At 28.6% G+C, this 13,121-nt stretch carries 12 protein-coding genes, 1 pseudogene and 1 riboswitch; of the genes and pseudogenes, 4 read left to right on the forward strand and 9 right to left on the reverse strand.

All coding sequences use genetic code 11. The features are described 5' to 3' along the window. The 6 genes and pseudogenes from HMPREF0216_RS17885 to nrdD all read right to left on the reverse strand — a co-directional run. Positions 1 to 68, reverse strand: a 68-nt coding sequence (locus HMPREF0216_RS17885; protein ID WP_187116556.1) for a zinc-ribbon domain containing protein, incomplete at its 3' end; no start/stop codon positions are given. A 251-nt stretch (positions 69 to 319) separates the two neighbouring features. Beyond that, positions 320 to 826, reverse strand: coding sequence for an anaerobic ribonucleoside-triphosphate reductase activating protein (gene nrdG, locus HMPREF0216_RS04915; protein ID WP_005211886.1), 507 nt, complete (start codon positions 824 to 826; stop codon positions 320 to 322). A 58-nt stretch (positions 827 to 884) separates the two neighbouring features. Beyond that, positions 885 to 2,189 (reverse strand): CapA family protein, encoded by a 1,305-nt coding sequence (locus tag HMPREF0216_RS04920; protein ID WP_242824714.1) that lies wholly within the window; start codon positions 2,187 to 2,189, stop codon positions 885 to 887. A gap of 99 nt (positions 2,190 to 2,288) precedes the next feature. After that, on the reverse strand, positions 2,289 to 4,211 hold the full coding sequence (locus HMPREF0216_RS04925; RefSeq protein ID WP_005211890.1) for an aconitate hydratase: 1,923 nt from the start codon (positions 4,209 to 4,211) through the stop codon (positions 2,289 to 2,291). A gap of 58 nt (positions 4,212 to 4,269) precedes the next feature. Next, positions 4,270 to 5,430 (reverse strand): homocitrate synthase, encoded by a 1,161-nt coding sequence (nifV, locus tag HMPREF0216_RS04930; RefSeq protein ID WP_005211892.1) that lies wholly within the window; start codon positions 5,428 to 5,430, stop codon positions 4,270 to 4,272. A 321-nt stretch (positions 5,431 to 5,751) separates the two neighbouring features. Beyond that, positions 5,752 to 7,868 (reverse strand): annotated as a pseudogene (gene nrdD, locus HMPREF0216_RS04935) (anaerobic ribonucleoside-triphosphate reductase). A 203-nt stretch (positions 7,869 to 8,071) separates the two neighbouring features. Between nrdD and HMPREF0216_RS04940 the strand changes: the two are divergent. From HMPREF0216_RS04940 to thiT, 4 genes are all read left to right on the forward strand, one after another. After that, complete coding sequence (locus HMPREF0216_RS04940) at positions 8,072 to 8,917, forward strand: DegV family protein (protein ID WP_005211911.1); 846 nt, start codon at positions 8,072 to 8,074, stop codon at positions 8,915 to 8,917. Between the two features lie 3 nt (positions 8,918 to 8,920). Further along, a complete protein-coding gene (locus HMPREF0216_RS04945) occupies positions 8,921 to 9,376 on the forward strand; it encodes a PadR family transcriptional regulator (protein WP_005211912.1) in 456 nt (151 codons plus the stop codon). A gap of 99 nt (positions 9,377 to 9,475) precedes the next feature. Next, entirely contained in the window at positions 9,476 to 9,679 is a 204-nt protein-coding gene (locus HMPREF0216_RS04950) for a hypothetical protein (RefSeq protein WP_005211913.1), read from the forward strand. Between the two features lie 24 nt (positions 9,680 to 9,703). Then, positions 9,704 to 9,803, forward strand: a riboswitch (TPP riboswitch). A 52-nt stretch (positions 9,804 to 9,855) separates the two neighbouring features. Continuing rightward, positions 9,856 to 10,503, forward strand: a complete 648-nt coding sequence (gene thiT, locus HMPREF0216_RS04955; RefSeq protein WP_005211915.1) for an energy-coupled thiamine transporter ThiT — start codon at positions 9,856 to 9,858, stop codon at positions 10,501 to 10,503. Positions 10,504 to 10,546: 43 nt separating this feature from the next. Here thiT and HMPREF0216_RS04960 read toward each other — a convergent pair whose 3' ends face one another. From HMPREF0216_RS04960 to HMPREF0216_RS04970, 3 genes are all read right to left on the reverse strand, one after another. Continuing rightward, entirely contained in the window at positions 10,547 to 10,735 is a 189-nt protein-coding gene (locus HMPREF0216_RS04960; RefSeq protein WP_005211917.1) for a ferredoxin, read from the reverse strand. 73 nt (positions 10,736 to 10,808) lie between these two features. Further along, on the reverse strand, positions 10,809 to 11,633 hold the full coding sequence (locus tag HMPREF0216_RS04965) for a YhfM domain-containing protein (protein ID WP_005211920.1): 825 nt from the start codon (positions 11,631 to 11,633) through the stop codon (positions 10,809 to 10,811). A gap of 126 nt (positions 11,634 to 11,759) precedes the next feature. Beyond that, positions 11,760 to 13,019 (reverse strand): hypothetical protein, encoded by a 1,260-nt coding sequence (locus HMPREF0216_RS04970; RefSeq protein WP_005211922.1) that lies wholly within the window; start codon positions 13,017 to 13,019, stop codon positions 11,760 to 11,762. Positions 13,020 to 13,121 lie beyond the last annotated feature (102 nt).

Genomic DNA, 13,121 nt, shown 5'->3' on the forward strand with positions numbered 1-13,121 from the left:
TCTCCTACTGAAAATACGAATTCACTTCCACAATCTCTGCATTTTAATGTTTTATCTGTCATAAACATTCCTCCTAAAATTAAAGATTCTAAATTGATATAATAATCTCTAATTTTTGAGAAACTATTTACCTAAATGAAACTTTCTTTGTTAGCAACTTTGCTACTCATTTATAATAACATAATATTTAATTAATTTCAACCTTTTTTATTTATTTCTTATAAATACTTAAAATTATTACAATATTTTCAATCTAACTCTTCTCAATAATCTTTTCCACATCTTTCAACCATTTATTTGTGATATTGTTCTTTGCTCATTATTCTAAAACTATAATTTCTCTACTATTTAAACTTCTCTTAACATCAATTGTTCTTTGATTGCTTGAACCCTTAAACTTTAGTTCTTCTTTTTTATTTTTTAACTCAAATCTACCATCAACTAAAACATCTATGTTGCTAATTAACTCTCTTAAACCACTGTCTTTCTTCATATTTTCTAAAACTTGTTCAAATGTATATCCTGTATAACACCATATATTTAATCCTGCTTCCTTAAATTTTTTTGCCATATATGCAAAACTTTCTGATTGCTCTAAAGGATCACCACCACTAAAAGTTATTCCTTTTAACATTGGATTGCTTAGTGCATCTTTAATAAGTTCATCCATATCCTTAAGTTCTCCACCATTAAAGTCATGAGTTTCTTTATTAAAACATCCTTCACAATTATGTTTACAACCTTGTGCAAAATATACTCTTCTCATTCCAGGTCCATTAACAAGACTTTCATATGCAATTCCTGCAAGTCTAACATATCTTTTCATAAATTAATCACTCCAAAATAATTTATAATACAGTTAATATGCCAATAACTCTAAATTATTACTCTTTAATCTTAATACTATCATTATACATTTCTATTATTGATTTAGTCCTATTTAGAGATTCTACAACTCTAGTTTTACCTTCATTAGTTAAATATTCTGCATCATTCACTGTAGCTGGAACAATTTCATAAAACAATTTATCATCTTTTCCATACCAATTTACCCATGTTGGAATATATGTTGGGATATCTACTGTAACTTCATTTGTATCCATATTTTTCGATATATTTACAGATACTATTACCCCATCTTCTGTATATGGATTCTCTATTCTTTCAGTTCTTTGACTAGATAAAAAATTACCCATAGAATAAACTACTGCTGTATTACTTGTACCATCTGAAGAAGTTAAAATATCTATTGGTTGAATAGAATGTGGATGTGTTCCAAAAATCACATCTACCTTTTCATCAGTTAAAAATTGTGCAATTGTTCTTTGTATATCATTAGGTTCTAATTCATATTCATCACCCCAATGCATATAAAAAATTATAACTTCGGCTCCATCTTCCCTCATTAAAGCTATTTGTTCTTTCATATTATTTAAATCTTCATCTAATGTTAATGGATGAAAATGATTCATTAAAGGTATCAGTTCATCTGGTATTGCAATTCCATTAAGCCCTTTAAAATAATCTTCTGTTGTCATCGTATATCCATAAGATATTATTCCTATATTAATATCATTGATATTTTTAATTATATATCTTTTTTCATCTACACTTCCTCTTGTTCCTATTACATCAAATCCTCTATCTAATAATATATTTCTTGTTCTTTCATATCCATATACATCTCTATCTAAAGCATGATTATTCATATTTGCTATAACATCATAACCTGTCCATTTCATAGCATCTACCAATGAATCAGGTGTATTGAAACTTGGATATCCTGCATATCCCCAATATTCTGTACCTGAAAAAGTTGTTTCTAAATTTCCAATGGCTAAGTCAGCATTTTCTAAAATATCTTTTATATATTGAAAATTATTAGTAAAATCATACTCCCCTGTACTGTCATCGTATTGAGTATCTAATATTTCTTGATGAATTAATATATCTCCAGTTGCGACTATCTCCACTGTATTAATTTTCTCAACTTCTTCTATAGGTTCTGGTATATCTTTATTCTCTTCTTCTTTTTTATTATCATTGATTAGTAATATTTCTTCTTTTACTTGCTGATCCTTTGAAAATAATGAATCAAAAACGCTCTTAAGTGGATCAGCGTTATAAAATCCAAGCAAAAATATCATAACTACTAGTATAGAAACTACTAGTTTCGTTTTATCTTTCATCTCTTTCACCTCTTCAATTATTTTACATATTATATATTATTATACATTATTCTCCTAATTTTTAACATAAAAAAAAGACACTTTTAAGTGTCTTTTTATCTAATTATTTTGTTTTACGTAATTAAGTCTTCCACCAGCTTTAATAACTTCTATCTCTTTTTCAGTTAAATCAAGCTTAACTACAAATTCTGAGTTTTTAGTAACATTTTTTATCATAGCTGTTTTACTAACTAGCGCTCCTTTTATATCTGTGATTTCTAAGTTATCAATCAAAGAAATATTATTATAATCTTCTTCATTTTCAAATTCCATTGGTATTATGCCATTATTAATTAAATTAGCCTTATGAATCCTGGCAAAAGATTTTGCTATAACAGCTTTTACACCAAGATATAATGGAGCTAAAGCTGCATGTTCCCTACTTGATCCTTGTCCGTAGTTATTTCCCGCAACTATAAATCCACCATTATACTCCTTCGCTCTCTTAGGAAATTCTGTATCTATAGTATTAAAGCAGAACTCTGATAAGTATGGAATATTAGATCTAAATGGCAATAACTTAGAATTCGAAGGCATAATATGATCTGTTGTTATATTATCTTCAACCTTAATTAATACTCTTCCTTCTATTTTATCCCCTAACTCCTTATTAATAGGAAAAGGTTTTATATTAGGACCTCTAACAATTTCAACTTTACTTCCATCCTGTGCAGGTTTTACAATCATAGAATCATCTATTATAAACTCTTTTGGCATTTCTATATTTAAATCAACTATAGTTTCACTTGGATCAGTTAAAACTCCTGCTATAGCAGATACAGCCGCTGTTTCTGGACTGACTAGGTATACATTTGCTGATAAAGTTCCACTTCTTCCATAAAAATTTCTATTAAAAGTTCTTAGTGATACTCCATTGGTTCCCGGAGCTTGCCCCATTCCTATACAAGGCCCACATCCATTTTCTAAAATTCTAGCTCCTGAGCTTATTATATCTGCTAATGCTCCATTTCTAGCTATCATCTCCATAACTTGTCGTGAACCTGGTGCAATAACTAAACTTACATCTTTATGAACTTTTTTTCCTTTTAAAATTTTTGCAACTTTCATTAAGTCTTCATAAGAAGAATTAGTACAGCTACCAATTGCTACTTGATCAATTTTTATATTTCCTATTTCAGCAACTTCACTAACATTATCAGGACTATGTGGCCTTGCTGCTAAAGGTTTAAGCTCACTTAAATTAATAGTTATTTCTTCATCATATATAGCATCCTTATCAGCCTTTAACTCTTTAAAATCTTTTTCTCTTCCTTGTGCCTTAAAAAACTCCAAAGTTCTTTCATCACTTGGAAATATAGAAGTTGTTGCTCCAAGTTCAGCTCCCATATTAGTAATAGTAGCTCTTTGAGGTACTGAAAGATTTTTAACCCCTTCTCCACCATACTCAAATATTCTTGCAACTCCACCTTTTACAGTAAGCTTTCTTAATACCTCAAGAATTACATCCTTTCCTGTAACCATAGGTTTTAATTTACCTATTAAATTTATTTTACATACCTTAGGAGTATTTATATAATACGCTCCACCAGCCATTGCTAAAGCAACATCAAGTCCACCTGCACCCATAGCAAGCATTCCAACACCTCCTGCTGTTGGAGTATGACTATCTGAACCTATTAACGTATCTCCTGGCACAGTAAATCTTTCTAAAAACACTTGGTGACAAACTCCATTACCAGGTTTTGAGAAATAAATTCCATGCTTCTCTGCTACTGTTTGAATAAACTTATGATCATCCGCATTTTCAAATCCTTGTTGAAGCATATTATGGTCTATAAATGCAACAGATCTTTTTGTTTTAACCTTATCTATTCTCATTGCCTCCAATTGTAAATAAACCATAGTTCCTGTTGAATCTTGCGTTAAAATTTGATCTATCTTAATCCCTATTGGCTTTCCTACTTCTAATTTACCTTCAATTATATGATTTTTTAATATCTTATAAACTATATTTTCTCCCATATTTTTGCCCCCTAAAACTTATTGCTTAACTTGTACATTTTTATATTTTAAATATTCTCTATTTATTTTTAGTTTTTAGTAAATATTCTTTATATAATTTAACTAATTCTTTATCAAATAATGTCCTTTTCAATCTAACGCATGAAGCCCTTACCATCTCTAAAACACCTTGTGCCTCTTCATCACTTAAGTCAATATTATATTCTTTAAATTTATTAATAATTCCAGCTTTACCTGAATGCTTTCCAATTACTATTTGTCTTTGTAACCCAACAACATCTGGATCAAATGCTTCATAATTTTTAGGATTTTTTATTGCTCCATCAGCATGAATACCAGATTCATGTGCAAACATATTCTCTCCAACAATAGCTTTCCAAATGGGTAATACTCTTCCTGATGCTTGTGAAACATATTCTGAAACTTCCCTAAACATCTTTGTGTTTATATCACCTTTATAATCATAAACATACATTAAAGCCATAATAACTTCTTCAAGTGCTGCATTTCCTGCTCTTTCACCAAGTCCATTTATAGTTACACCAACATGGCTTGCTCCACCTAAAACACCTGCAATAGCATTAGCTGTTGCCATTCCAAAATCATTATGAGTATGCATTTCTATATTAAAATTAGTTTTTTTATAAATTTCCTCAATATCTTTTCTTAATCTAAATGGCTCCATAATTCCAACTGTATCACAATACCTAAATCTATCTGCCCCAGCTTTTTTTGCTTCATTTATAAATTCAACTAAGAATTCTTTATCTGCTCTCGATGCATCTTCCCCATTTACAGATACATAAAGACCATTTTGTTTTGCAAATTCCACTGATTTAATCATATTTTCTAAAACCCAAGCTCTTGAAGTTTTAAGTTTATGTTTAATATGAATATCAGAAACTGAAACTGAAATTGCTACTGCATCTACACCACAATCTATAGATTCCTCAATATCCTTAATGACTGCTCTATTCCAAGCCATTATACTTTTTTTATAATTATTTCTTTTTACAATTTCCTTAATTGCATTTTTTTCATCACCACCCATTGTAGGAATTCCTACTTCTAGTTGGTCAACCCCAAGTTCACTTAGCATATCTGCTATAATTATTTTCTCTTCATTTGCAAAAACAACTCCTGCCGTTTGTTCCCCATCTCGCAAGGTTGTATCAACTATATATATATCTTTATCGCCACTGATACTTTTTATAGCCATTTTTTAGCCCCCTTTTTAATAAATTGTACATAAATTAAATTTAGTTATAAAAAATTGGGGCTATTCCACTTCCCCAATTACATTTATTTCCTTCTAATTATTTTATCATATAGCTTTTTTTATCACAAGGTTAAATGTATCTTTTTTCTAAAAATTGAAAGTTTTATAAGAAATATTTCATTTTTTTCTATTTATTTGGTGGTTATATTTGTTTTAAATATATTTTTGCAATATATTTTTACTCACCATTCATTCACATTAAGATTAATATATAATAATTACAGAGTAAGATTAAAAGTTCTTACTCTGCAATTATTATATTTATATTATTTCATAATTATTTTTATAACTTCCTGTGTGAGATCTCCTATCTATTCTTTCCTCATATTTACCTGGTCCAAATCTTTCATCTAGACTTAAATATCCAGTAACTCTTGATATACCTTGAATATCTCTACTATTACACTTTGGACACTTACTTTCATTACTTGTTAAGCTTTCTCCACAATCTTTACAATACCTAATATGAAAATTTACTCCTATATAGCTTATGTTTGTATTTTTATAAGCATAATTTATTATATCCATGATAACTTCAGGAGATGGTGAATCGTCAACTTCTATATAAGATATATGACCTGCATTACAAAGCTTATGATACGGCGCTTCTATTTCTATCTTATCTTTTATTGAAATGCTATAGCTTACTGGAATATGAAAGCTATTTGTATAATAATCCTTATCTGTAACACCTTTTATTATTCCATATATCCTTTTATCATGTTTTATAAATTTTCCTGATAATCCTTCTGCTGGAGTAGCATAACAACTCCAATTAAGCCTAGTTTCTTCAATTAATTTATCTGTATACTGTCTTATAAAATAACAATTCTCAATCCTAATTCTCTTGCTCTTTGACTTTCTCCATGATGTTCTCCTATTAAAGCAATTAGAGCTTCTGCTAAACCAATAAATCCAATTCCCCATGTTCCTTGCTTCAAAACAGGCTCAATTGAGTCATCTGAAGATAAATTTTCTGAACCCTTCATTAATCCCTGTCCTGCAACAAAAGGTAAATCTTTAACTTTTAAATTCTTAAGAACACTATATCTATGAAGTAAAGCTTCTTTAGCTAAAACTAATCTTTCTTGTAATATTTCAAAAAATTTATCTATATCATTATTAGCTTCTATTCCTATTCTAGGTAAATTAATAGTTATTGGTGCTATATTTCCTCTTCCTTTACATCCTGGTTCACCATTAATGTTTTTCATTAAGTATGTTCTACATCCCATAGTAGCTGGCATATATCCCTTGTCATAAAATTCTTTATTAAAGTCTGCATCTATATTCATAAAAGTTGGATTCATTCTTTTAGATGCAACTTCGCACGCTAATTTGTATAAATAATAATATGGATCTTCTGGCTCCCTATTAACTCCTTGTTTAACTCTAAAAATTATATTAGGAAATATAGGTTGTTCTCCTTTTCCTAAGCCCTTACAATATTCTTGTAAAAATACTTCGCATACTAAAGCTGCATCTTTCGAATTTGGTATACCTAAATTTATAGAAGAAAAAGGCACTTGAGAACCTGCACGTGAATGCATAGTATTTAAATTATAAACAACACCTTGCATAGCTTGATGAACTCTATCATTTAATTTTTCTTCAATTAAACTTTCTAGCTTTTCCCCTTCGATTCCATAAGACTTTAACTCTTTTCTTATTTCCTCTCTTGTTGGTTCAATAAATTCTGCCATATCATTATCAAAATCTGGATGAGATTGACCTCCAAACATATCATTTTGAGTTGATTGAAGTAATATACAAGATAACTCTGCTGCTGTTTCTATACGTTTAGGTGGCTTTATAGTTCCATATCCAGTGTTAAAGCCTTTTTTTAATATTTCTCCTGTTGGTATATGAAGACAATTAATTGTTAAATTGTATGAATCTAAATCATGAAAATATACTTCTCCAATTTCATGAGCCTTAGCTAAATACTTGGGCATATTATATAAGTTATGCCATTTATTTGATTCAGATGCTATTCTTAATAATTTAGAGCTAAAATTATGTCCCACATTAGCATTATCCCTATCTGTTTCTATTCCTATTTTATTAATGACTTTCATTAAATCTGATTTAATCTCTCTAACTCTTGTCCTTTCTTTTCTATATGATGAATATGCTCTCTGTATATTTTTATAACCACTTTCAACTAACGCTTTTTCAACTAAATTTTGAACTTCCTCTACAGAAATCTTTTCTTTTTTCTCACACTCTATATAGTTAATAACCTTTTGAGTACATTCCAATACTTGACTTTCTTTGAGTTTTTCTCCAATTTCATTACTAGCCTTTTTTATTGCATTACTAATTTTTTGAGAGTTAAATTTAACCTCTCTCCCATCTCTCTTCACTACATATAGCATAATATCACTCTCCTAATACAATATATTGTGTATATTGCAAATATATATTATACATTCTACACCTTTTTACTTTTATTTCCAAGTCTATTTTTTAAATCATACATCATTATCAATAGTGATAGTATTTTAATTATCATATTGATAATGATATCGAATATGATATACTTAATATAATAAATAATTAAATTAGTGGAGGAAATTTTATGCAAAAGATTGCCTTAATAACTGATAGTGCTTGTGATCTTACATTAGATGTGTTGAAGGAAAACAATGTAAATTTATTACCACTTAGAATAATTTATTCTACTGGTGATTATAGAGATAGAGTGGATATTTCACCAAAGCAAGTATATGAAAACTTAGAAAAAGAAGTTCCAAAAACCTCTCTTCCTAGTGCTCAAGACATTGAAGAAATTTTAAATAAATTAGAAGAAGAAGGATATACTCATGTAATTGCTATTTCTATTTCAAGTGGACTTTCTGGAAGCTTTAATGCTTTAAGATTAGCGTTAGAAGACCATCCAAAACTTACTTCTTACGTTTATGACTCAAAAATATTAGCTTATCCTCAAGGTGAAATAGTCATAGAAACAGCTAAACTTATAAAAGCAGGTAAAACCTTTGAAGAAATTATCGAAACATTACCTAAGATAAGAGAAAGAGTTATTGGATACTTTACAATAAATACATTAGAATATCTAAAAAAAGGTGGTAGAATAGGTAGAGTTGCCGGAACAGTTGGAGAATTGTTAAACCTTAAACCTATAATAACTACAGACGAAAATGGTGTATATTATAACGTTGCTAAAGTAAGAGGTAGAAAACAATCTTTATCAAAAATGACTGAGTTATTAAAGGGATACCTTGAAAAAGGTAAATGTGAAGTTGCTGTACTTCATGCAGGTTGTGAAGATGAAGCAATAAAGTACATGAATAGCTTAAAAGATTTACCTAACATAGTATCTATAAAAATAGCAGAAATCAGTCCAGCTTTAGGAGTTCACGGTGGCCCTGGATTAATAGGTTTCTCTGTTAAATCGGTAGAGTAAACTATGAAGGATTTTGATTTTAACAATATTGAAGATTTAAAGGCTGAAGAAAAAAGATTACATGACGAATACAAAGCTAAACTTGCAGAATTAAAAAAAGTTCAAAAAGAAAAAGAAGCTGTAGGTCAGGTTTTTACAAAAGGTTTATTACCTATTTATGTTCTTTATATATTAAAATCAGGACCTACTAACGGAAATGAAATTTCAACTAAGGTTTCTCAAAAAACTAATGGCTTATGGACACCTAGTACAGGTGGAATATATCCTTTATTAAAAAAATTAGAAAAAGAAGGATTAGTAATTGGGAAATGGGATGATCCGAAAAAGAAATTTCAAAAACTTTATTCTCTAACACCACTTGGAGAAGTTGAATTTAATAATAGAAAAGAACTTCTTAAACATAAAATTGAAGAATCATTAAAAGTCTTTCAAATTGTATATAGAGACTTATATCTATAAAATATATTCATATCTTAAATACATCCACTTTGTCTGGATGTATTTTTATTTTCCTTTTTGTAAATACTAATAAAAATTTATTTAGGATGGTGTATTTAAATGAAGGGAATGATATTAGATTATACAGGTGCTGATGCTTTTATATTATTAGAAGATGATTCTATTATAACAATGCCTTTAAGCTCCTTTGAACAACTATTACCAATTGGTACTAATATAAGTTTATGTAATTTGCTTAATAAATCAACTAATACTAATTATAAACCTTGTCAAATGCTTAATAAAGGTATTGACTTTTTGTAAAATATTGCCTAAAATTTAATTATATTAAGTTGCTAGGGGTGCCCAAAGGCTGAGAGATGATTTTCATCAACCCTTTTAACCTGATCTGGATAATTCCAGCGTAGGAAAGCTATTTATAGAATATTTATATTCTCATGTCTAGGTACCTCTTACGCAAAATAAGGAGGTATTTTTTTATGTCAAATTTTCTAGCAACATTAGGTGAAAATTTTAAAACACTATTCAGTAATCCACTTACTATAATTACGCTAATAGGATGTGCAATTTTATTAATTGCTTTCATCAAATTCAAATCATTAAAATTTGATTCTAAATTAATAGCACGAATAGGACTAGCTATTGCTTTAGCTTTCATTTTAGATATGATAAAAATATATACATTACCAAATGGCGGTGGAAGTATTTCTTTAGGTAGTATGGTTCCAATATTGTTACTTTCTTTTATTTATGGTCCATCCATAGGTTTATTTACTGGATTTTTATTTGGTGTTTTTAAATTAATACTTGATCCATATATCTTAAACCCTATTCAAGTATTGTTTGATTATCCATTACCATTTATGGCTGTTGGTATAGCTGGTTTCTTTAAAAATAAATATATTGGAGCAAGCATCGGAATGTTTTTACGATTTATATCTCATTTTATATCTGGAGTTATATTTTTCGGCTCATACGCTCCCGAAGGAATGTCGCCAATAATATATTCTTTAGTAGTAAATGGTTCGGCAGTAGGTGGAGAATTACTAATCTGCTTAGTATTGTTAGCTTTTTTACCAATAGAAAGACTTATCAAAACATTGAAAACTAATGTAATATCATCATAAAAAAATAACATGCCATATAATAAAAGTTATATGGCATGTTATTTTAATCTACACTTATAGCATTTACTGGACAGCTTGATTCTGCATCTTTTGCATCATCTTCATGCCCAGCTGGAACTGGATTAGTTTTAGCAACTGCCTTTCCGTCATCATCCATTTCAAAAACATCTGGACATATTGATGGACATAATCCACAACCTATACAAGTATCTTTATCTACTGATGCGTTCATATACTTCACTCCTTTTACAAATTTACATTTATATTGTTTCCAGAGTAATATTTATTTATGTATTTTATATATCTTACCACTTATTTGGCGCTTTTTCTGTTATATCTATAGTCCATTCTTTAAATTCATTTGTAGCAAATATATAATAATTTTCTTCTGTATTTTCCTTTTTATTAGTTATGGTTATTAAAGTTTTATATGTGCTAGTATCATATCCTCTATTTTTTACAGTAACTACAACATCATAATCAGTTGAATCATCATCTATTAATTCTATATTAGGAATAACCTTTTTTGCTGATTGTAAAAAGTCTTTTAAATCAGTGGAAAATATATATTTCAGACATTCAATATCACCATTTATATCTACTCCAACTTTATAGTTTTCAATATCCGAATTTTCTTTACTAATTTTTAAAACATCCAATATTGAATTATAATATACATATTCAAAATCCCTAGGTTTTCTTATAAACGAAAGATTTTTTATTATCCCCTCATCTAACCTTTTAGATACGGTAAATATATTATTACCATCATAGAAATTTCCTTCATCACTACCTACTACGTAATAAAATTCCTTTACTTCATCCCCTAAATCAATTTCAAATTTATAATCAGGTTCTAAATTAGATTTATTTTCGCTTATTTTAGCTCTTAATAAGAATTTATACATTTCTTTAATAGCACTATCCTCTGTTACTATAAACTTAAACCCGGTATCTCTTGTGCTTTGTATACTTATTTGTTCTACTTTATTTGAATTTAAATACTCAAAGTATTCATTTTTCAATCCTAATTTCTTTTCTATATCCTCTAATACTGTACATCCACTTAACATAAATGCCATAACTGCAATACTTATAGCTAAAAAATACTTTTTTAAATTCTTACTCATATACTTCTCCCTAAAACTTAAAATAATAGGAGAAGCTTAAGCTCCTCCTAATAAAGATAATTATAATACTTTATTGTAGTATTATCAATTTAATTCCTTTATATTTTTAAGTACTATGTTAGTAAATTATTGCATAGGTACAACTACAGTAGAATTTTTAAAGTCGTAGAACATTAACCAACATCCACCTTCTTTATCATCTACCCATGTAACAAATCCTGTCCTTCCATCATAAGGTTGTTCATCTTTATCTTTCTTTCCAGGGATTCCATATATAATATGTTTAAGATTTCCTTTAGAATCGCATTTATATCCTAATTTAAAATATCCATATTTCTTAATATAAGGATAATAGTTAAGCATTGGATAATATGCTAATGTATATTTATTGTAATTAGACATATTGCACATTTCATGCAAATCCTTTACCGGTATTTTATACCATTTTGTATATTTTATTTCATCTATTCCGTCATAATCCCTTTCAAACCCTTCTACTATGGCTTCAAAATATTCTCCTATGCTACCTCTTATCTTTCCATTCATAGGATCAAATTCTTTGTTTGCTTCAATTTCATCTTCATAATCTTCAAATTTTCCTCTTAAATTTTCTTTAGGTGCTTTTACTACTGTTTCCTCTATTATTTTATTTTCAACTTCCACAATTTCATCTCTAGGTTCTATGTTATTATCCTTAACTTCTATATTTTCATTTTGTACACTTTCACTTCTTATTTCCTCTACTTCCGTTACTGGTTCTACTTCTTTCACTGACTCTACTTCTTTTACTGCTTCTACTGTTTCTACTTCTTTTACTGCTTCTACGTCTTCTCTTTCACATTCATCTTTCTTATTCTTTTCTTTTACATCACTCTTTTTCTCTATTTTTTTAAATTCCTTCTTAGAATCTTTATCATTTAACTTATCAACATATTTATTTTTTAAGTCAGCAGCTTTAACAATAGTATAGTTTTTCCAATTATCACTTGGTTGTTGTCCATTTAAAAAACCACATAAAACAAATACAGGAATACCTTCTTTCATCTTAGCTATAGCTGTTCCTGATATTTTATCAAAATGTAAATCTAATCCTCCTATATTAGCTATATTATATTCTTTTGTTGAATCTCCCTTACCTGATTCACTTATGGCTATAGGACCTAAATTTACTATTTGCTTCATATCCTTTTTACAACAAATAACCATCATACAATACTCGTCATTATCTTTTCTCAAATTTTGTGCATAAAAAGATATCTTACATCTATCTCCCCTAGCTTCAATTTTGGAATACCCTGATAATGTTTTATCTTCAGAATTTGCATATCCTCTTTCATCCTCTTGCAAAATTACGAAGTTTCTATACAACCTATTACTATTTGCCATTTTAGAACCCCCACTTTATATTAATTCCATATATTATATGTTTTATTTAAGTAAATATGTTATTTTTTAATTCTTAAAAATTTAGTAATTAATATAATAAAG

Source organism: Clostridium celatum DSM 1785, from assembly GCF_000320405.1.
Taxonomy (GTDB): domain Bacteria; phylum Bacillota; class Clostridia; order Clostridiales; family Clostridiaceae; genus Clostridium; species Clostridium celatum.

Coding starts and splice junctions, on each gene's coding strand:
- HMPREF0216_RS04970 (WP_005211922.1), bottom strand. CDS start 13,019: ATGGCAAATAGTAATAGGTTGTATAGAAACTTCGTAATTTTGCAAGAG.
- nifV (WP_005211892.1), bottom strand. CDS start 5,430: ATGGCTATAAAAAGTATCAGTGGCGATAAAGATATATATATAGTTGAT.
- HMPREF0216_RS04945 (WP_005211912.1), top strand. CDS start 8,921: ATGAAGGATTTTGATTTTAACAATATTGAAGATTTAAAGGCTGAAGAA.
- HMPREF0216_RS04965 (WP_005211920.1), bottom strand. CDS start 11,633: ATGAGTAAGAATTTAAAAAAGTATTTTTTAGCTATAAGTATTGCAGTT.
- nrdG (WP_005211886.1), bottom strand. CDS start 826: ATGAAAAGATATGTTAGACTTGCAGGAATTGCATATGAAAGTCTTGTT.
- HMPREF0216_RS04950 (WP_005211913.1), top strand. CDS start 9,476: ATGAAGGGAATGATATTAGATTATACAGGTGCTGATGCTTTTATATTA.
- thiT (WP_005211915.1), top strand. CDS start 9,856: ATGTCAAATTTTCTAGCAACATTAGGTGAAAATTTTAAAACACTATTC.
- HMPREF0216_RS04960 (WP_005211917.1), bottom strand. CDS start 10,735: ATGAACGCATCAGTAGATAAAGATACTTGTATAGGTTGTGGATTATGT.
- HMPREF0216_RS04940 (WP_005211911.1), top strand. CDS start 8,072: ATGCAAAAGATTGCCTTAATAACTGATAGTGCTTGTGATCTTACATTA.
- HMPREF0216_RS04925 (WP_005211890.1), bottom strand. CDS start 4,211: ATGGGAGAAAATATAGTTTATAAGATATTAAAAAATCATATAATTGAA.
- HMPREF0216_RS04920 (WP_242824714.1), bottom strand. CDS start 2,189: ATGAAAGATAAAACGAAACTAGTAGTTTCTATACTAGTAGTTATGATA.